Annotated in this window: 20 protein-coding genes; 15 read left to right on the top strand and 5 right to left on the bottom strand. The window is 65.4% G+C overall.

Annotated elements, in window-relative coordinates; genetic code table 11:
- Positions 1 to 3 precede the first annotated feature (3 nt).
- Genes H607_RS0102925 through radA form a run of 9 tightly spaced genes read left to right on the top strand, consistent with a single transcriptional unit; the run spans position 4 to position 8,011 of the window.
- Positions 4 to 843, top strand: a complete 840-nt coding sequence (locus H607_RS0102925; protein WP_028874195.1) for a 3',5'-nucleoside bisphosphate phosphatase — start codon at positions 4 to 6, stop codon at positions 841 to 843.
- A 9-nt stretch (positions 844 to 852) separates the two neighbouring features.
- Entirely contained in the window at positions 853 to 1,479 is a 627-nt protein-coding gene (locus H607_RS0102920; RefSeq protein WP_028874194.1) for an L-threonylcarbamoyladenylate synthase, read from the top strand.
- A complete protein-coding gene (locus H607_RS0102915) occupies positions 1,476 to 2,135 on the top strand; it encodes a site-2 protease family protein (protein WP_028874193.1) in 660 nt (219 codons plus the stop codon). Before H607_RS0102920 ends, H607_RS0102915 begins: the two co-directional genes overlap by 4 nt.
- 28 nt (positions 2,136 to 2,163) lie before the next feature.
- Positions 2,164 to 3,366: a tryptophan--tRNA ligase gene (locus tag H607_RS0102910; protein WP_028874192.1), complete on the top strand. Its 1,203-nt coding sequence runs from the start codon at positions 2,164 to 2,166 to the stop codon at positions 3,364 to 3,366.
- Between the two features lie 11 nt (positions 3,367 to 3,377).
- Complete coding sequence (locus H607_RS0102905) at positions 3,378 to 4,205, top strand: segregation and condensation protein A (RefSeq protein WP_028874191.1); 828 nt, start codon at positions 3,378 to 3,380, stop codon at positions 4,203 to 4,205.
- On the top strand, positions 4,202 to 4,783 hold the full coding sequence (gene scpB, locus H607_RS0102900; RefSeq protein ID WP_028874190.1) for an SMC-Scp complex subunit ScpB: 582 nt from the start codon (positions 4,202 to 4,204) through the stop codon (positions 4,781 to 4,783). Before H607_RS0102905 ends, scpB begins: the two co-directional genes overlap by 4 nt.
- Positions 4,764 to 5,675: a 23S rRNA pseudouridine(2605) synthase RluB gene (rluB, locus tag H607_RS11450; protein WP_083961905.1), complete on the top strand. Its 912-nt coding sequence runs from the start codon at positions 4,764 to 4,766 to the stop codon at positions 5,673 to 5,675. The genes scpB and rluB overlap by 20 nt, the downstream gene beginning before the upstream one ends.
- Positions 5,676 to 5,681: 6 nt before the next feature.
- A complete protein-coding gene (locus tag H607_RS11445; RefSeq protein WP_083961904.1) occupies positions 5,682 to 6,623 on the top strand; it encodes a LysR family transcriptional regulator in 942 nt (313 codons plus the stop codon).
- Positions 6,623 to 8,011, top strand: coding sequence for a DNA repair protein RadA (gene radA, locus H607_RS0102885; protein ID WP_028874189.1), 1,389 nt, complete (start codon positions 6,623 to 6,625; stop codon positions 8,009 to 8,011). The genes H607_RS11445 and radA overlap by 1 nt, the downstream gene beginning before the upstream one ends.
- Here the strand turns inward: radA and H607_RS11440 are convergent.
- Positions 8,005 to 10,074, bottom strand: coding sequence for a putative bifunctional diguanylate cyclase/phosphodiesterase (locus tag H607_RS11440; protein ID WP_051240599.1), 2,070 nt, complete (start codon positions 10,072 to 10,074; stop codon positions 8,005 to 8,007). The two genes, radA and H607_RS11440, sit on opposite strands and share 7 nt — an antisense overlap.
- Positions 10,075 to 10,118: 44 nt before the next feature.
- Between H607_RS11440 and H607_RS11435 the strand changes: the two genes are divergently transcribed.
- On the top strand, positions 10,119 to 11,894 hold the full coding sequence (locus H607_RS11435; RefSeq protein ID WP_083961903.1) for a M61 family metallopeptidase: 1,776 nt from the start codon (positions 10,119 to 10,121) through the stop codon (positions 11,892 to 11,894).
- 19 nt (positions 11,895 to 11,913) lie between these two features.
- On the opposite strand, the gene H607_RS0102870 is transcribed toward H607_RS11435, so the two are convergent.
- A complete protein-coding gene (locus H607_RS0102870) occupies positions 11,914 to 14,013 on the bottom strand; it encodes a methyl-accepting chemotaxis protein (RefSeq protein ID WP_028874188.1) in 2,100 nt (699 codons plus the stop codon).
- A gap of 163 nt (positions 14,014 to 14,176) precedes the next feature.
- Between H607_RS0102870 and H607_RS0102865 the strand changes: the two genes are divergently transcribed.
- Both H607_RS0102865 and H607_RS0102860 read left to right on the top strand, forming a co-directional pair.
- Positions 14,177 to 14,656, top strand: coding sequence for an FKBP-type peptidyl-prolyl cis-trans isomerase (locus H607_RS0102865; RefSeq protein WP_028874187.1), 480 nt, complete (start codon positions 14,177 to 14,179; stop codon positions 14,654 to 14,656).
- Positions 14,619 to 15,668 carry a GGDEF domain-containing protein gene (locus H607_RS0102860; RefSeq protein WP_083961902.1) on the top strand — a complete coding sequence of 350 codons (1,050 nt, stop codon included), beginning with the start codon at positions 14,619 to 14,621 and terminating at the stop codon, positions 15,666 to 15,668. Before H607_RS0102865 ends, H607_RS0102860 begins: the two co-directional genes overlap by 38 nt.
- A 16-nt stretch (positions 15,669 to 15,684) precedes the next feature.
- On the opposite strand, the gene gloB is transcribed toward H607_RS0102860, so the two are convergent.
- Positions 15,685 to 16,461 (bottom strand): hydroxyacylglutathione hydrolase, encoded by a 777-nt coding sequence (gene gloB / locus H607_RS0102855; RefSeq protein ID WP_028874185.1) that lies wholly within the window; start codon positions 16,459 to 16,461, stop codon positions 15,685 to 15,687.
- On the opposite strand from gloB, the gene H607_RS0102850 reads away from it, so the two are divergent.
- The 3 genes from H607_RS0102850 to dnaQ are packed head-to-tail and all read left to right on the top strand — an operon-like array spanning position 16,460 to position 18,372.
- Positions 16,460 to 17,185 (top strand): class I SAM-dependent methyltransferase, encoded by a 726-nt coding sequence (locus H607_RS0102850; RefSeq protein WP_028874184.1) that lies wholly within the window; start codon positions 16,460 to 16,462, stop codon positions 17,183 to 17,185. The genes gloB and H607_RS0102850 overlap by 2 nt on opposite strands.
- Positions 17,182 to 17,646, top strand: coding sequence for a ribonuclease HI (gene rnhA / locus H607_RS0102845; RefSeq protein WP_028874183.1), 465 nt, complete (start codon positions 17,182 to 17,184; stop codon positions 17,644 to 17,646). The genes H607_RS0102850 and rnhA overlap by 4 nt, the downstream gene beginning before the upstream one ends.
- A gap of 3 nt (positions 17,647 to 17,649) precedes the next feature.
- Positions 17,650 to 18,372: a DNA polymerase III subunit epsilon gene (gene dnaQ / locus H607_RS0102840; RefSeq protein ID WP_028874182.1), complete on the top strand. Its 723-nt coding sequence runs from the start codon at positions 17,650 to 17,652 to the stop codon at positions 18,370 to 18,372.
- Between the two features lie 5 nt (positions 18,373 to 18,377).
- Here dnaQ and H607_RS0102835 read toward each other — a convergent pair whose 3' ends face one another.
- Together H607_RS0102835 and H607_RS0102830 are read right to left on the bottom strand one after the other, a co-directional pair.
- The gene (locus H607_RS0102835) at positions 18,378 to 18,836 is read right to left on the bottom strand and encodes a hypothetical protein (protein WP_028874181.1); all 459 of its coding nucleotides are present in this window, start codon (positions 18,834 to 18,836) and stop codon (positions 18,378 to 18,380) included.
- Positions 18,836 to 19,351 carry an ImmA/IrrE family metallo-endopeptidase gene (locus H607_RS0102830; RefSeq protein ID WP_211218453.1) on the bottom strand — a complete coding sequence of 172 codons (516 nt, stop codon included), beginning with the start codon at positions 19,349 to 19,351 and terminating at the stop codon, positions 18,836 to 18,838. The genes H607_RS0102835 and H607_RS0102830 overlap by 1 nt, the downstream gene beginning before the upstream one ends.
- Between the last annotated feature and the right edge of the window lie 24 nt (positions 19,352 to 19,375).

The following is a 19,375-nucleotide window of genomic DNA, read 5'->3' as shown; positions in this document are numbered from 1 at the left end:
GCGATGAAAGTCGATCTCCATTGCCATTCGCTCGTCTCGGACGGGGTGCTTACCCCGGCCGAGGTGGTTCGTCGCGCCGCCACGAACGGCGTCGCGCTGCTTTCCCTCACCGATCACGACGAGATCGCCGGCTGCGCTGCGGCTGAAGCAGAAGCGCGGGCCTCGGGCGTCTCTTTCGTGCCAGGGGTGGAGATCTCGGTATCGTTCGCCGGCGAGACGATCCACGTGCTCGGCCTGGGGATCGATCCCGACGATCCTGCCCTGGGTGAAGGTCTGCAGCGGGTGCGTTCGGGGCGCGATGAACGGGCAAAGCGCATCGCCGAGGAGCTGGAGCGGCACGGCATCCACGGTGCCTGGGAAGGCGCCCTGCGTCTCGCCAAGAATCCGGCCTTGGTGAGCCGCGCGCATTTCGCCCGCTATATCGTCTCGCTCGGTCTGATGCGTTCGGTTGCGGAAGTTTTTCAGTACTATCTCGCCAAGGGCAAACCCGGCTACGTCGAGCACGAGTGGGCCGTGCTCGAAGAGGCGCTTTCCTGGATCCGTGGCGCGGGTGGGGTGGCGGTGCTGGCCCATCCGGCGCGCTATCGCCTCTCGACCTCGCAGTTCGAAGTGCTGCTGCGGCGCTTCGATGAAGGGGGCGGGGCGGCCATCGAGGTGAGTTCCGGTTCCCATGGCCCCGACGACCTGCGCCGCTGGGCGCACGTCGCGCGCCACTGGGGGTTTGCTGCTTCGCTGGGGTCCGATTTTCACGCACCCGGAGAATCGCCCATCGATCTGGGGGCTGCCCCTCCTTTGCCCCCCGACCTCACGCCGGTGTGGCAGCTGCTCGAATGCGCGCTATAATGTTTGATTATGGCGCAAATCCTCTCCATTCATCCCGTCGATCCTCAAAAACGTCTCGTCGACCTCGTCGCACGTCAACTGCGGCAAGGCGCGGTCGTGGCCATGCCCACCGACTCGAGCTATGCCCTCACCTGTCATCTGGGTGACGTCGAGGCGATCCGGCGCATTCGCCGCATTCGCGACATGGACGAGTCGCAGCCGTTTACCTTGCTGTGCCGCGACCTCTCCGAGCTGGGCAACTATGCCCGCGTGGATAATCGCATCTTTCGCCTGCTGAAGGCCAACACCCCTGGCCCCTACGTCTTCATCCTCGAGGGCACGCACGATCTGCCCCGGCGCATCCTGCACCCCAAACGGCGCACCATCGGGCTCCGCGTGCCGCAGCACCGCGTGGTGCAGGCGATCTTGGAGGCGTTGGGCGAACCGCTCCTGAGCACCAGTTTGATCCTGCCCGGTGAGGAAGAGCCCTTGCCCGATGCCGAGACGGTGTCCGAACGCGTCGGCAAGCTGGTCGACGTGATCGTCGACACGGGCGAAACCTGCCGGGACCTCACCACCGTGGTCGATCTCACGGGCGAGACGCCGCGCATCGTCCGCCTCGGGGCGGGCGACCCCACGCCGTTTCTCGTCGAATGAACGCCTTTCTCGCCGATCTCGCGGTATGGGCCCTGCCGGCACTGCTGGCCATCACCTTGCACGAGGCGGCGCACGGCTATGTTGCGCGGGCCTTCGGCGATCCCACCGCCGAGCGTGCCGGACGCATTTCACTCAACCCCTTGCGCCACGTCGATCCGGTGGGGACCCTCCTCGTGCCGCTGGGCATTCTCCTGCTGTCGCTGCTCACCGGCGCCGGGGCGCTGCTCTTTGGTTGGGCGAAACCCGTGCCGATCGACCCTTCGCGCCTACGCCACCCCAAGCGGGATATGTTCTGGGTGGCAGGCGCAGGGCCGGGCATCAATCTGGCGATGGCGCTCGGCTGGGCGCTGCTCTTCAAGCTCTCGCTCACGCTCCTGCCGCCCTTCTGGGCGGTGCCGCTCGCGCGCATGGCCGATGCCGGCATTTCGGTCAACGTCGCCCTCATGGTATTGAACCTCCTGCCGCTGCCGCCGCTCGACGGCGGGCGCATGCTCGTGAGTCTGTTGCCGCCGCGTCCCGCTTGGGCCTTGTCGCAACTGGAACCCTATGGCATCGCCATCCTGCTCGTGGCGATGCTGAGCGGCGTGGCCTCCTCGATTCTGTGGCCGATGTTCGTCGCGGTGCGCGGTACGATCCTCGCGACGATCGGCTTTTAGTTCCCCGAACCGTAAAAGGCGAAGAACCATGTATGCTGAAAGGGTACTTTCGGGAATGCGTCCCACCGGGCGCCTCCACCTGGGGCATTATCACGGCGTGCTGAAAAATTGGGTGCGTCTGCAATACGAATATCCTTGTCTCTTTTTCGTGGCCGATTGGCATGCGCTCACCACGACCTACGACAAGCCCGACGTGATCTCCCAGGCCACCTGGGAAATGCTCATCGACTGGCTGGCGGCGGGCATCGATCCGAACCAGGCCACGCTCTTCATCCAGTCGCGGGTACTCGAGCACGCCGAGCTGCATCTGCTGCTTTCCATGATTACGCCGCTGGGCTGGCTCGAGCGGGTGCCGACCTACAAGGATCAGCTCGAAAAGCTCTCGCACAAGGACCTCACCACCTACGGTTTTCTCGGCTATCCTTTGCTGCAGGCGGCCGACATCCTCATCTATCGCGCCAATCTCGTGCCGGTGGGCGAGGACCAGATCCCGCACGTGGAATTCACGCGTGAAGTGGCGCGCCGCTTCAACCATTTCTATGGCCGTGAGCCCAATTTCGAGGAAAACGCCAAAGAGGCGGTGAAAAAACTCGGCAGCAAGCGCGCCCGGCTCTACCTCGAATTGCGTACCCGTTTCCAGCAGGAGGGCGACGACGAGGCGCTGGCGCAGGCCCGTGCCCTCATCGACGAAGCCCAGAGCCTGTCGTTGGGCGATCGGGAACGGCTCTACGGTTATCTCGAGGGCTATAGCAAACACATCCTGGTGGAGCCTCAGGTGTTACTCACCGAAGCCTCCCGCATGCCCGGACTCGACGGGCAGAAAATGTCGAAGAGCTATGGCAACACGATTTATCTGCGTGAAGACCCCGAATCGATCACGCGCAAGGTGCGCACCATGCAGACCGATCCGGCGCGGGTGCGCCGCACCGATCCCGGCGATCCGGAACGCTGCCCGGTATGGCAGTTTCACAAAATCTACACCGATACTGAAGTGCATCAGTGGGTGCAGGAGGGCTGCCGTAGCGCCAAGATCGGCTGCCTGGAATGCAAGCAGCCCGTGCTCGAGGCCATCCTCGCAGAGCAGGCGGAGATGCGTGAACGGGCGCAGCCCTATGTAGAGAACCCTGGTCTCGTGCGCAACGTCGTCGCCGACGGCTGTGAGCAGGCGCGCAAGCTCGCCCAGGCGACCATGCGCGACGTGCGCGAGGCGATGGGCCTGGATTACACGTGAGCGGAGAGGAAATGCTGGCCACCGAGGCGCCGATCGCGCGCGTCTACGGCGAGCCGCTCACTGCCGTGCCGGAGGATCTCTTCATTCCGCCGGAGGCGCTGCGGGTCTTTCTCGAAACCTTCGAGGGGCCGTTCGACCTCTTGTGGTATCTCATCCAGAAGAACCGGCTCGACGTGCGCGACATCCCGGTGGCGCGGCTCACCGAGCAGTATCTCGCCTACGTGGAGGCGATGCGCCGCTTCGACCTCGATCTGGCGGCTGATTACCTCTTGATGGCGGCTACGCTCCTCGAGATCAAATCGCGCTCGCTGCTGCCGCGGGTCCCTTTGGTGCTCCAGGAAGACGAGGGCGACGATCCACGGGCCGAGCTCATGCGCCGCCTGCTCGAATACGAACGCATCAAACGCGCGGCGCGCCTCTTGGGCGAGCATCCGCGGGCGGGACGCGATTTTCTCTGGGCCGGGCCGATCGAGTGGGGGCATACGCCGCAGCGGCCGCAACCGGAGGCGAGCCTGGATCGGCTCATCGAGGCGTGGACGGGAATCCTGCAGCGCCTGCGGCTCGAGCGCCGGCACGAAGTCGCTGCCGAGGCCATTTCGGTGCGCGAGGCCATGAGCCGGGTGCTGCGCCGGCTGCATCATGCCGCCGGAGCGCTCGCGTTCGCCACGCTGATCGAACCGGAGCAGGGGAGGCTGGGCGTGGCCGTCACCTTCGTGGCCGTGCTCGAGCTGTGCAAGGAAAGAGCGCTGCACCTGGAGCAGCACGAACCCTTCGCGCCTCTTTGGGTGCGCCCGGCCGAAGCAGCACCGGAAACCGAACCCCTGGCGCTCGAACCATGACGACGGGCCCTTTTTCGACCAAGCGCATCGTGGAGGCGGCGCTGCTCGCGGCCGACGAGCCGCTGACGCTGGACGTGCTGCGCCGACTCTTCGAACCCGATCCGGGAGCGGACATCCTCGCGTCGGTGCTGGCCGAATTGCAGCAGGAGTGGAGCGGAAAAGCGGTGGAGCTGGTCTGCACGGCGAGCGGCTGGCGTTTTCGTACGCGCTCCGCAATCCAGCCCTGGCTCGACCGGCTGCGAGCCCAGCGCGCGCCCACCTACAGCCGGGCAGTGTGGGAGACCTTGGCCGTGATCGCCTACCGCCAGCCGGTCACGCGCGGCGACATCGAGGCGATCCGCGGCGTGACGGTCTCGACGCAGGTGCTGCGTACGCTGGAGGGACGAGGCTGGATCGAAGTCGTGGGGCATCGCGACGGCCCGGGGCGGCCGGCGCTCTATGCCACCACGCAGCGCTTTCTCGACGATTTGGGTTTGCGCCACGTGACGGAACTGCCTCCGCTCGCCGAGCTCGAAGCGATGCTCGAACCCCTGCAGGAAGTGCATGACAAGGATGAAGATGAAGACCAAGGAAATTGAAACGCCCCGCGCTACGCCGCGGCGCACCCGTGCGCGCAAGGACGCTCCGGCGCCGGCCGCCTCGACCGAGGCGCCGCGCGAACGGGTACAGAAAGTACTCGCGCGCATGGGACTCGCCTCGCGCCGCACGATCGAAGAATGGATCGTGCAGGGGCGGGTGGCGATCAACGATCGGCCGGCCCAATTGGGCGATCGGGTGGGGCCAGGCGACCGGATCAAAGTCGATGGCAAGCTCCTCGCCTGGCGGCCGGGGCGCGAAATCCCCCGCGTGCTGCTTTATCACAAACCCGAAGGGGAGATCGTCTCGCGCGAGGACCCGGAAGGGCGCCCCTCTGTGTTCGATCGCTTGCCGGCGCTGCGCAAGGGGCGCTGGATCGCGGTGGGGCGGCTCGACTTCAACACCTCGGGTCTGCTCATCTTCACCGACGACGGTGAGCTCGCCAACCGCCTGATGCATCCGCGCTACGAGCTGGAGCGAGAGTACGCCGTGCGTATCATCGGCGAACTCACGCCCCAGCAGATCGAGGAGCTCACCGGCGGCATCACCCTGGAAGACGGCCCGGCGCGTTTCGAATCTCTCGTCGATGCGGGCGGCGAGGGGACCAACCATTGGTACCACGTCATCATCAAGGAGGGACGCAACCGCGAAGTGCGGCGCATGTTCGAGGCGCTGGGCTTTACGGTGAGCCGGCTCATTCGTGTGCGCTATGGTCCCGTGGCGTTGCCGCCACGGCTCAAGCGCGGCATGTGGATGGAACTGCCGCCGGAGACCGTGGTGCAGACGTTCGGGCTCGAACCCGAGACGACGGCAAACGTACCTGCCGCGAAAGGGAAAGCCCCGCGTCCGCGCGCCACGTCCCGTCCTTCCCGCATTCATCGTCCGAAGAGGTAATCATCGATGGCTGATCGTCGGCTACAGGTCTTCTACACCGTCGTCAAGGCGGGATCCTTCACCAAGGCAGCGGAGCGGCTCTTCATGACGCAACCCGCTGTCACCTTCCAGATCAAGCAGCTGGAGGAGCATTTCAACACGCGCCTGCTCGAGCGTGGCCACGGCAAGCTGAAGCTCACGCCGGCCGGCGAGATCGTCTTCGCTTATGCCGAGAAAATGCTCTCGCTCGACGAGGAGCTCGAGACGCGCGTGGCCGAACTCACGAGCGAGCTCTCGGGGCTGCTCTCCGTCGGCGCGTCGACCACGCTGGCGACCTGGTGGATGCCGCGCGTGATCGAGGAGTTCAAGCGAGCCCATCCGCGGGTGATCCCGCGGCTGGTCGTAGGAAACTCACAGCTCACGCAGCAACGGGTGCTCGAGCGCGAGCTCGACCTGGGGTTCATTGAGATCGCCACCGGCGAAACGGGCCTCGATCAGGAGCAGATCGGCAAGGATGAGCTATGGGCGATCTTCGCCCCGAACCATCCGCTGGCCAAAGGGAAAGGAAAGCCCGTGCGCGCCGAGCAGATCGCGCGCCATCCTTTCATCCAACGCGATCCGGGCAACGGCATCCGCGAGATTACCGAGGCGTTTTTCGCGGCCTCCGGCATCGCGCCCGAGTCGCTGACCATTGCCGCCGAAATCGGAACCCTGCAGGGGGTGAAACACCTCGCCGCGGCCGGCATCGGCGTGGCCATCGCTTCGCGCGCGGCCTTGCTCGAGGAACTCCGTACGGGGCAATTGGTGGCCGCGCCGCTCGATCCGCCGCAATATACGCCCTTCGAGCTGATCCTGCCCAAGGATAGATTCCGCTCTCGGCTCGTGACGACCTTTGCCGACTTCGCTCGGGAGCGCATCCAGACCATGGAACAGCAGCTGCCTTCGGCCGAATTCTTCTTCGGACGCTGATGGCCAAAGCGCGCACGGTTTTCGTCTGCCGCGAGTGCGGCGCGCGTTTTCCCCGCTGGCAGGGGCAGTGCAGCCAATGTCAGGCGTGGAACACGCTGGAGGAGACGCGCGAGGCGAATGGCTCGGGGCCGACCCTGCATCGGGCCATCCAACGCCCAGCGGCGCTTGCGGCCGACGCGGGCTCGGGTCTGGTCACGCTCGATCGCATCGAGCGTCGCCCCCTCCAGCGCCAGGCCACGGGCATCGAGGAGTTCGACCGGGTGCTCGGCGGCGGCATCGTGCCCGGGGCAGTGGTCTTGCTCGGCGGCGATCCCGGTATCGGCAAGTCCACCCTGTTGCTGCAGGCGCTCGCCCGCCTGGAATCCGCCGGCGCCGGCCCCGTGCTCTACGTCACGGGGGAAGAATCGGCCGAACAGGTGGCCCTGCGCGCCGAGCGCCTGGGCCTGGCGGGCTTGCCGCTGCCGCTGCTACCCGAGATCCAGCTCGAGCGGGTGCTCGCCGCGGCGCAGGCGCTCGCGCCGCGCGTGATGGTCATCGACTCCATCCAGACGATGTACACCGAAGCGCTCACCTCCGCGCCCGGGTCGGTGGCGCAGGTGCGCGAGTGCGCGGCGCAGCTCACCCGCTACGCCAAGGGAAGCGGCACGGCGGTGCTGCTCGTGGGGCATGTGACGAAAGAGGGCAGCCTCGCCGGGCCGCGCGTACTCGAGCACATCGTCGATACCGTGCTTTATTTCGAAGGGGACGCGCATTCGAGTTTTCGCCTGGTGCGCGCGGTGAAGAACCGCTTCGGCGCGGCCAACGAACTGGGCGTGTTCGCCATGACCGACCGGGGGCTGAAGGCGGTGAGCAATCCCTCGGCGATCTTTCTCTCCGAGCACCGAGCGGACGTGCCCGGTAGTGCCATCCTCGTCACGCTCGAAGGCACGAGACCGCTGCTCGTGGAGATTCAAGCGCTCGTCGACGGTTCGGCGAGCCCCACGCCGCGGCGCCTGACGGTGGGGCTCGAGCCCAACCGCCTGGCGATGCTGCTCGCCGTGCTGCACCGCCATGCCGGTGTGTCGTGTTTCGACCAGGACGTGTTCGTCAATGCCGTGGGCGGGGTGCGCATCACCGAACCGGCTTCCGACCTGGCGATGGCGCTCGCCATCGTCTCCTCGCTCAGGAACCGTGCCTTGCCGCTGCGTTTGGCGGTTTTCGGGGAAGTTGGGCTCGCGGGCGAGATCCGGCCGGCGCCGCGCGGGCAGGAGCGTTTGCGCGAGGCCGCGAAGCTCGGCTTTACCCAGGCGATCGTGCCGCGGGCCAACGTCCCCAAACAACCCATCCCGGGGCTGGAGGTGATCGGGGTCGATCGCATCGAGACAGCGCTTGCGCAGCTGCGTCATTGAGCGCGTTGCCGCTCTTTGCGTAGTTCCCCGATCAGATCGGCGGGTGGCATGGGTTTGCCCACGTGCCAGCCCTGGATTTCGTCTACCCCCAGTGCGTGCAGGTAATCGGCCTGGCGGGCCGTCTCCACGCCTTCGGCGATCACGCGCTTGTCCAAAGCGTCGGCCATGGTGACGACGCCGCGCACGATGGCGCGATCGACGGGGGATTCCACCAGACGATGGACGAAGGACATGTCGAGTTTGAGCGCGTCGAAGGGGAATTGCAGCATGTATTCGAGCGAGGCGTAGCCCACGCCGAAGTCGTCGAGCGCGACGGGGCAGCCGAGCGAGCGGATGGCGGCGATCATGGTGCTGGCACGCTCGGGATCGCGGATGGCAAGCGATTCGGTGATCTCGAATTCCACCAGCGCTGGCGGCAAGCGGTGGCGGCGCAAGCAGTCGGCGATGTGATCGACCAGCCCGTCGTCGGGAATCTGGCGCGGCGAGAGATTGATCGCCACCCGCAACGGCAGACCGGCGTCGCTCCAAGCAGCAAGTTGGGCGCAAACGGTGTCGATCACCCAGCGCCCGGCTTCGACGATGAGCCCCGTCTCCTCGAGCAGTGGGATGAACTGGATCGGCGGCAGTACGCCGCGCTCCGGATGGCGCCAGCGCAGCAGGGCTTCCGCTCCGACGAGTCGCTGCGTTTCCAGCGCACGCTGCGGCTGATAGAGGACGAAGAATTCCTGGCGTGCGATCGCCTGGTGCAGATCGGATTCGAGCCGAACGAGAGAGGTTTCTCCCGGTTCTGCTTCAGCCGTGAGGAGATAACGCCGTCCGCCGTCCTGGGCCCTGCGTTGCTGGCGCCGGGCGAGCCGCAGCAGGGCCTCGACGTCGGTGCCGGCAGCTGGAATCCAGGCGCCTCCCAGGGTGACACGGGGATGTATTTCCTGCTGCTCACCTGCGCTCGTGACCACGCCGACCGGATGGTGCAAGCTGGCGAGCAGCTCTTCGACCGGTTCCGCTTCCCGGCTCTCCGAACCGAGGCTCACGAGGGCGACGAATTCGTCGCCGCCGAAACGGCTCGCCCCCCCGCCATGACGTGCCGCCCATTGAGCGAGGCGCTGCGCCTGCGTGCGCAGGAGCTCGTCGCCTGCCCGGTCACCGAAGGCATCGTTGATGTCCGCGAGTCCGGCGATGTCGAGACAAAGGAGGATCTGGGGTCTTTCAGGAGAAGCCTGGCGGATCATTTCCCGCGCCGCACGCAGGAAATGCGCCCGGTTGGGAATGCCGGTGAGCTCGTCGTAGTGGGTCAGACGCTCGAGCGTGGCTTCGAAACGACGCGCGAGGGTGACGTCGACCAGTACCCCGAGAATGAGGGAAGCATCCTCCTCGCAGGGTTCGGCCACCAGCCGCACGAAGCGGGGCGGCTCTTCCTCGAGGCGAAATTCCACCTCGGCCTGCCGGCCGAGGAGGCGCAGGTGCTCGAGCGTCGTTTCCACGCGGAAACGGTCTTCGTCGTGGACCCGGGCAAGCAATGCCGCACGGTTGGGCGGGGGCTCGCCGCGCCACCATTGATCGGCTTCGTCGGGCCAATGGAAGCGGTCTTCGTCGGGCCGCCAGCCCCAGCCGAGGATGCCGGCGATGCGCGAGGCCGTGGTGCATAGTTGCTGAAGGCCGTGGAAATTGCGCTGCAGCAGGCGTTCGGCGTGCAGGCGCTGCAGCCGGTGACGCAACAAGGCCGGATGCAGGGGCGTGAGCGCAACCTCGCTCACTCCGGATTCCAGGGCGCGGATGGCGCCTTCTTCCGTAGACGCCAGCACGAAGAATTCGACTTCGTGTCGACGACGGCGCCGCAGCTCCCGCAACAGCACGGGGAGTTCTTCGCCGTCTTCGAGCACCACGAGGTCGGGATGGCGCCGCTCGAAGAGGGCGATGGCCCCTTCGGACGTTTCCGCTACCAGCGTTTCATAGCCCAGGGATGTGAGCACGGTGAGGATCGTGTCTCGTTCGGAGGGTGAAGGGCACAGGACGAGGGCGAGGGATTCGGTCATGGGGGCGGCACACAGGGAATTTTGAGGCATTATAGGACCCTTGCCGTGGCTTCGCTGCCAGGGCGAGGAGAACGATGATGTCAATAGAATATACGGTTTACTGCGACGATCCCGCCGCCCATGAATTTCGGGTCGACATGGAGGTTCCCCTTGCCGGCGAAGAATCGCTCCTGCTGCGCCTGCCGGTGTGGATCCCCGGTTCCTATCTGATCCGCGAGTTCACCCGCCACGTGCTCGAGTTGACCGCCGAAGCGGTATTGAGCGATGGCACGAGACGGCCGCTTGCCGTCACCAAAATCGACAAGTGTTCCTGGAGGATCGTGCCGCCGCGCGGTGCTCACGCGGTGTGCTGCCGCTACCGCGTGTGGGCGTTCGACGCCTCGGTGCGCGAAGCCTGGCTCGACACGAACCGGGGGTTTTTCAATGGCACGAGTCTTTTTTTGCGCGTCGAAGGTCGAATCCGCGAGGAACATCGGGTCCGGCTCGTGCCACCCTCCGATTCCCGCTGTGCCGGCTGGCGCTTGGCCACGGCCCTGGATCGTGCCGAGGGGACGGCCCCGTGGAGTTTCGGGGACTATCGTGCGCCCGATTACGACGCGCTCATCGACGCGCCGGTGGCGATGGGTCCGCTCGAGTTCGTCGAATTCACCGCCGGAGGCGTGCCGCATACGCTGGCGCTCACCGGGCAGATCGAGCCCGTCGACGGGCAACGCCTTGCCGCCGACCTGACGGCGATCTGCAGCACCACCCAGGCGCTATTTGGCGACATCCCTTTTCGCCGCTATCTCTTTCTCCTGACGCTCACCGACGAGGGCTATGGGGGTTTGGAGCACGGCGAGAGTTCGGCGCTCCTGGCGGCTCGGCGCGATCTGCCCTGGCCGGGGATGGGGGCGCCGTCGGACGAGTACGTTCGCTTGCTGGGGCTCTTCAGCCACGAATACTTCCACGCCTGGGTGGTGAAACGCCTCAAACCCTCCGCCTTTACCCCCTACGATCTCTTCAGCGAAAACTACACGCGACTGCTGTGGCTCTTCGAGGGCTGGACGTCGTACTACGACGATCTGCTGCTGGTGCGTGCCGGGGTGATCGATGCGGACCGTTACCTCGCGCTCGTGGCGAAAACGGCCACGCAGGTGCTGACGACCCCGGGGCGCCTGCGGCAGAGCCTGGCAGAAGCCTCGTTCGATGCCTGGATCAAGTTCTACCGCCCGGACGAGAACAGCGCCAACGCCAACGTGAGCTACTATGCCAAAGGGGCGTTGCTGGCCCTGGCGCTCGACCTGCAGCTGCGCGAACGCGGGGCGTCGCTCGATGCGCTGTTGCGCCTCCTGTGGGAACGCCATGGCCGCAGCGGCAAGGGGCTGGAAGAAGAGGCGCCCTTTGCCGTGCTCCACGAGATGGCCGGGGCGCGACTCGCGCGCTGGTTGGAGAAGATGGTCCAGGGCACGGAGGATCCTCCCTTGGCAGCATTGCTGCGCCGCTTCGGCGTACCGTGGCGGGAGGTGATGGCTACCTTGCCCGACGTAGGGTTGCGCTTCGAGCGCGATTCGATGCGGGTGGCGACGGTGCGCCGTGGCGGAGCCGCCGAGCGCGCCGGCATCGCGCCGCGTGACGAGCTCATCGCGGTCGAGGGATTCAAGGCGAGTTCCGCGCAGTGGGAGAGCGTGCTGCGCCGCCGCGGCGCGGGGGCACGAATCACCGTACACGCCTTTCGCGAAGGGCGGCTCTACCAGACGAGCCTCGAACTCGCGCCGCCGGCGCTCGAACGAGTGGAGTTGCGCCGCGTACCGCGTGCCACGGCGCAACAGCGGGAGCGCCTGGCTTCCTGGCTGCATCCCGCCGCGCGGTAGTCGATCGTTCGCACCGGCTTCAGGTGCGGAACTGCCGTAGCATTTGCGCCATGGTCTGAGTCATCGTATCGAGGTCGTGCGCGAGTTCCCGGCCTTGCTGTGCCAGGCGCGCGAGGGCTTCCGCCATTTCGGCGATATGGCTCACTTCCTGTGCCTCGTGTCGCGTCACGGCGGCCTGCTCCTTGACGCTGTCGCGAATCGCCAGCGCCTGCGATCCGATCTGGTCCATGCTCTGTTCGACGAGAGCGATCTCCTGCGCGGCTTCGCGGGCCGATTCCACGGTCTCGCCCACGGTGCGCTGACCTGCGGCCATGTGGGCTACCGTCGTTCCCACTTTTTCTTCGACGTGGCCGATCATCTCGCCGATTTCGACGGTGGATTTGGCCGTGCGCTCGGCGAGTTTGCGCACCTCGTCGGCCACCACGGCGAAGCCGCGTCCCTGCTCGCCAGCGCGTGCCGCTTCGATCGCGGCATTCAACGCGAGCAGGTTCGTCTGCTCGGCAATCTCGCGGATGACTTCGACCACCGAGCGCACCGAATTCATGGCTTCGGTGAGCGATTGCACCTCGCCGGCGATGGCACCCAGTTCGTCGGCGAGCCGCTCGGTTTTCTCGGCGCTCGCCCGCACCCGGGCAGCGGCCGCGCGGTTGCGGGCGACCCCCTCGGCCACCTGTTGGGCCGAGCGTTCGGCGTTGGCCGCCACTTCGTCCATGGTCGTGGAGAGCTCTTCGATGCTGCTCGCCATGCGTTGCGCCGCTTCGGCCTGGTGTGAGGCGGCATCCGACGTTTGCAGCGCGCGCTGCGTCTCGTCCTGTACCGCCTCCTTGAGCTTGTGCCCGACCTGGCTCAAGGTGATCACCACTTCATAGAAACGCGCGCGCATGATCTTGAGCGCATCGAGCAGATCGCCGATCTCGTCGCGTTGCAAGTCATCGACGTCGGTGCGCAGGTCGAGGCGGGCGATCGAACGGGCCATGGAGAGCATGTTTTCCATGCCGCGCTCGATGCGCCGCCCGGCCCAGGCGGCCAGGATGGCGAGCAGAATGAAACCGGAGATACCCAGCCCCAGCAAGGCGTATTCGGTCGCGCGGGCCTCGCTGGCGGAGCGCTGCAGGCCGGCATCGGTGCGGGCACGCTGAAAGGCGATGAGCTCGTCGAGCGTGGCATGAACCACCCGGCCGCGATCTTCCATGGCCGTGAGATAGCCCCCGGCGATTGCCAAGGCTGTTTCGCGATCGGGAGCGCGCTCGAGCGCCGCGCGTGCCGCCATCAGGAGTTCATGATAGGCACGGCGATTTTGCTCGAATTTCTCGAAGAGGGCCCGCTCTTCGGGATCGTCGGTTTTTTTGAGATAGGAAGCGATGCGCCGATCGATCTCGGCGGCGGCGCGATCCATTTCTTGCCACTCTTCGCGGTAATACTCGCCGGTGCCATAGAGCGTGGCCGCTTCGCCGAAGGCGCGGTAGAGCATCGACCCCTTGCGCTCGATGAGGTGTTTCACCGTGGCGAGATCGGTGAGCGGCAGCACGCGATCGCGGTAGATCGAGCTCATCGTGCCGATTTCGCTTTGCAGCGTGCGCACGGCGGTAAAGCCCATGCCGGCGAAGAGCAGCATCGCCACTACCACGGTCGTCCAGAAGCGGGCCTTGAGGGTGATGCGGCGCAGGAAGCGCACCGGCGCCGAGGGGCGGGGTTTCCCCCGCTCGAGCCGCAGCGAGGGGTCGGAGCGCATGCGGGCATGGAGCGCCTGGGCGGCAGCGATTTCTTCCGGTGCGGCCTTGAGCCGAATGCTCATGTAGCCGGAGCCGTCGGGCAGCGGGGCCACCGTGGCCTTGACCCAGTAGTGGTCGCCGTTCTTGCGCCGGTTCTTGATGACGCCTTGCCAGGGGCGGCCGCTCTGAATGGTTTCCCACAGGTCGCGGAACACTTCGGGCGGCACGTCGGGGTGGCGGATGACGTTGTGCGGCTGGCCGATGAGCTCCTCGCGCGTCATCCCGGCATATTCGCAGAAGTCGTCATTCACATATTTGATGACGCCTTCCTTGTCGGTGTGCGAGACGATCACCACGTCGTCGCGCACGGGGTATTCCTGCTGCGTCACGGGTTCGTTGATCCGCATGGTCGGACTCTCGGGTCGGTGGATTGTTGTAATTACGGCCGGCGCGACAAAAACTTTAGGAACCTCCTGCCGCGCCAGCGGTCATGCTGCTACAATGGCTCGGCATCGGACGGGGGCGTCCTCGGGCGGTGTCATCTTACTTTGATTGTACGGAGTTCGTTCCATGGAAGTGGCAAAAAACACGGTGGTCACGCTGCGCTACACGGTGCGCGACAGCGACGGCGAGTTGATCGACGACGGCAAGGAGCCCCTGGTCTATCTGCACGGCGGCTACGACGGCATTTTCCCCAAGATCGAGGAAACGCTGCAGGGCAAGAAAGTGGGCGATACCCTGCGCCTCAAGCTGCAGCCGGAAGAAGCGTTCGGCGAGTACGACGAAGAGCTCGTCTTCGTCGAGGACATCAGCCTCTTTCCCGAAAACATCGAGGTCGGCATGGCCTTCGAGCGCGTGGGTGAAGACGGTGAGGACGACATCCTCTATCGCATCACCGACATCGCCGAAGGCAAGGTCGTCGTGGATGGCAACCATCCCCTCGCGGGCATGGCGCTGGTCTTCGACCTCGAAGTTGCCGATGTGCGTCCCGCCACGCCCGAAGAGATCGCTCATGGACACCCGCACGGAGCCGGCGGACACGCGCACTGAAGCAGCCGTCGAGAAATCCTTCGGCGGTGAGCGCAAGGTGCTGGTGATCGAGGATACGGTCACCAGCGCCGCGGTGCTCGCCCGTCATCTGGAGAAGATGGGTTGCGTCCCCTTGCTGGCGCACAGTGGCGAAGAGGGGCTGGAAACCTTTTTTCGCCACAATCCCGACGTCGTGCTGCTCGACGTGATCCTGCCCGGCATCGACGGCATCGAGGTGGCCCGGCGCATCCGCCAGTCCGAGCGCCCGGGCGAGTGGACCCCCATCATCTTTCTCACCGCGCGCAGCGACGACGGGGCAATCGAAGCGGGCATCGAGGCAGGCGGCGATGACTATCTCGCCAAACCGGTCTCCTTCGTGGTGCTGGCGGCCAAGCTGAGGGCGATGCTGCGCCTGGCGCACGCCCAGCAGAATCTCCTCCTGCTCACCCGTCGGCTCGACGAGGCCAACCAGAAACTACGCCGGCTCACCAATCTCGACGGACTCACGGGTATCGCCAACCGGCGCGGGTTCGACGACAAGCTCGCCCGCGAATGGGCGCGCTGCCGCCGTGAAGAACGTCCGTTGGGTCTGTTGATGATCGACGTCGATCATTTCAAGGCTTTCAACGACAGTCTCGGGCATCTGGCAGGCGATGATACGCTGAAGATCGTCGCCGCCACCATCGCCGGGTCTTTGCAGCGTCCCGGCGACATGGCCGCGCGCTACGGCGGCGAAGAATTTGCCGTGGTACTGCCCAACACCGACCTAGCCGGCACGCGCCACATCGCCGAACGCATCCGTGAGAACGTGGAGAAATTACGTATTCCCCATCCTGCTCAGGGAACGGCGGAACACGTGACGATCTCCGTGGGCGGAGCCGTGGCGCATCCGGCCGCCTTGCCGGCCATGCCGGCGAATCGCCTGATCGACTTCGCCGACGCCGCCCTCTATCGGGCGAAAAAAGAAGGCAGGAACCGAGTCGTCATCTTCGATGCCGATGCCATGGCGTCTTCTTTGCCTGCTTCTCGTTGAGCCGAGAGTGCGTGCATCAGCCGCGAAAGCCGTCCTTCCATTGGCGCAGCAGACGAAAGCGCTCGACCGGATCGTCGGGGCAATGCCCGTAATGCCGCGCGAGCGCCGTGGCGACTGTCGGCTGATGCACCCGGAGGAAAGGATTGATCGCGCGCTCGAGGCCAATGGTGCTCGGCAGCGTTGGCTCGCCCGCGGCGCGTTTTTGCTCGCAACGATGTTGATATTCGGCCCGTTCGGCATTCTCCGGCTCGACCGCCGCGGCGAAACGCAGGTTGGCCAGCGTATATTCATGGGCGCAGCACACGCGGGTCGACTCGGGCAGCGCGGCGAGCCGCTGCAGCGAGGTGTACATCTGCGCCGGGGTTCCCTCGAACAGGCGGCCGCAGCCGGCGCAGAAGAGCGTATCGCCGCAGAAAACGAAGTCCTCGCCCACATAGGCGAGATGCCCGCGGGTATGGCCGGGGATTTCCCATACCTCGAGCGTGAGGCCGAGTTCGGGAATCCGCACTCTGTCGCCCTCGTGCAACCGCTGCGTGAGGCAGGCGATGTCCTCGGCGGCAGGTCCGTACACGGGAACGTCGTACTCGGCGCGCAGCGCCGGCACGCCTCCTACGTGGTCGAAGTGATGGTGCGTGACGAGGATGGCGACCAAAGCGAGCCTTCGGGCGGCGAGTGCCGCGCGCACGGGGTCGGCCTCGCCCGGATCGGCCACCACGGCGTGCCGGCCGTCGTGCAACAACCAAACGTAATTGTCGCTCAAAACGGCGATGGGTTCGAGGAGCGCTTGGGTCATGACTTCTCCTGAGGGGCAAGAATCAGCGTTCCCCTCTTGGCTGGATTCGCCGGCAGGGGAACGAGTCTGGACATGGTGTGAGGAGGTCGTCGATCGCTTCGTTGCCGACGTCTTCGGATTCTACGCCATCCAGCTCGGCCTGCCACAGCGCGATCTGCTCGCTTCCTGCCGTATTCCCTGGCGCTGGCGCTGCGACCCCGAAGGAGGGGAAGTGCGCGCCGCCTGGGACGAGCTGCCGTTCGAGTCGAACGCCCTCGATCTGGTCGTGGTCCCCTTTGCGCTCGATCGCAGCGGCGATCCCCATGCGCTGCTGCGCGAGATCGAGCGCGTGCTGGTGCCGGAAGGTCATGCGCTGTTCTTCGGGTTCAACCCTTGGTATCCTTGGCGGCTGCTCGTACGCCACGAGCGCTGGCCGCACTTGCCGGGCAGCATGACCGTGCCACGCCTCAAGGACCGCCTGCTCGTGCTCGGTTTCGAACCGCGAGGAGGGCGTTTCGGCCTCTATGCGCCGCCCGGTGAGGGAGCGCCATCTCGCGCGCGCCGCGCCTTCGAGGCGGCGGGAGACCGGTGGTGGCCGCTCCTGGGCGGCGTCTACGTGCTCGACGCGGTCAAGCGCGTGCCCGGCATGCGCATCATCCAGCCCGACTGGCAGAAACGCAAGAAACAACGTGCCGAGCGGCTCGCAGCCATCGCCGAGCGCGCGCGGCTGGAACGAGGATCGTGAGCGCAGAGAAAAAAGTGGAGATTCATACCGACGGGGCCTGTTCCGGCAATCCCGGCCCCGGCGGCTGGGGCGCGGTGCTGCGCTGGAACGATCACCGCAAGGAACTGTGGGGGGGCGAACCCGCTACCACCAACAACCGCATGGAGCTGCGGGCGGTGATCGAGGCGTTGCGGGCGCTGCGTCGGGTCGTGCCGGTGGCGCTCTACACCGACAGCCAGTACGTGCAAAAAGGCATCACTGAGTGGCTGCCGCAGTGGAAACGTCGCGGCTGGCGTACCGCCGCCGGCAAGCCCGTGGCCAACCAGGACCTCTGGCAGGAGCTCGACGCGCTCGCTTCGCGTTTTCCCGTCGAATGGCACTGGGTACGAGGGCATGCCGGGGACGAAGGCAACGAACGGGCCGATGAGCTCGCCCGCCGCGGCATCGACGAGGTGCGTCGCGGCGCCTTGCAGGAGAAATGAACCATGCATCAGATCGTGCTCGACACCGAGACCACAGGGCTCGATTGGAAGAACGGCGATCGTATCATCGAGATCGGCTGCGTCGAGCTGCTGGCGCGGCGACTGACCGACAATCGCTTCCACCGCTACCTCAACCCCGAGCGCGCCATCGACGCTGGAGCGGCGGAAGTCCACGGCATCACCGATGAAATGCTCGCCGACAAGCCGCGCTTTGCCGACATCGTGGACGAATTCCTCGACTACGTGCGCGGCGCCGAGCTCATCATCCACAATGCGGCGTTCGACCTGGGATTTCTCAACGCCGAACTCGCCCGCCTGGGACGGGATCCGATCGAGACGGTGGTCTCCGGCGTGATCGACACGCTCAAACTCGCCAAGACGATCGCCCCGGGCAAAAAGGCGTCGCTCGACGCGCTGTGCGAACGCTACGGCATCGACCACCGTCACCGCACCCTGCACGGCGCGCTGCTCGACGCGGAACTGCTCGCCGAAGTCTATCTGGCGATGACCCGGGGGCAAGAGACCCTGATGCTGGATGCAACGCCCACGTCGAAGGCCCAGCGCGGCGCCCGGCGTGACGGCGCCCCTCGGCCGGCACTGCGGGTGCTTCGGGCGAGTGAGGAAGAACTCATCGCCCACGAATCGGTGCTCGCCGAGATCGACAAGGCGAGCGGTGGCAAGACGCTATGGCGCTCGTCCCGGTCCGGCGGTGCGCAGGCCGGTTGAAAGGATCAATCGGCCTTCTTCGTTTTCAGGTAATCCTTGGCGATATCGGTAATGGCCTGCAACAGCTCATGGATCAATACCTTCGGAGACGGCGAGTCGTCTTTGTCTTGATTCATCGGGCGAAACGCAAATCTTAATAGTGCAAGAGCCAAGACAGCCATCAAGGACGCGAGAACAACGAATGGGGCAATAAAAAGCGAGGCACGATAAGTGGTTGTGATACTTTGGTCCATGATGTTCATTCCGATCAGGACAACCCATCCAAGCAATGCCGAGAATGTGCCGAGGAATACCACGCCAACACCAAAAAATGCCCATTGACGGAAAACGCGCTGCAGCCTTTGATCGTTGATATTCTCAGTCAAGATGCGGGAGTCCGCATCTTGTGCCCCGGCAGACAAGTCCTCCGCAGCCCCGGTTTCCAGCCTTTTGACCTCGTCTCTTTCGCCGGACAACGGGCTCATTACAACCACCCCAAATTCTTCAGCCTGAACTGCATCGCCACCCCCGACGTATTGAAGAGTGCTGCCAGGCGATCGAAGTCGGTGATCTTGCGCTTCATGATCAGGTGGTTGATGACGTCTGCAGGCATGAGTAGCTCGGCAGCAAACTGGTTGGCGGCAACTTCCTTGGAATCGTAGGCCGTCAGCGAAAAATTCTCAGACGGGTCCCGAAATCGCGGTCCGTGCCCCAGTGCGTGGTGCCCCAGTTCGTGGGCGACGGTGAATCGCTGGCGTACCAGAGGCTCGCGGCCGTTGAACTCGATGACGGGACCGTCCTCATCGTAGAAACAGCCCGACAGGGGAGCCAAGTTGGGGTTCTGGAAGACCCGTACACCAGCGGCTTGAGCAATGGCGACAGGATCCACGGGTAGCTGACGGTTCCAGTATCGATCCAGATACCATTGGGCGACACCGATCGGGTCGTTCGTCCCGATTTGCCAGGCACTTGGTGCCAAAGATGTAGTGGCAGTAGCCATGGCTCCCCCCTTGGTTTTTTCAAC

The sequence above is a fragment of the Tepidiphilus margaritifer DSM 15129 genome, assembly GCF_000425565.1.
Classification (GTDB): Bacteria; Pseudomonadota; Gammaproteobacteria; order Burkholderiales; family Rhodocyclaceae; genus Tepidiphilus; species Tepidiphilus margaritifer.
Note: the sequence above shows the minus strand (reverse complement) of the source record. Positions and strands in the feature narration are given on the sequence as shown.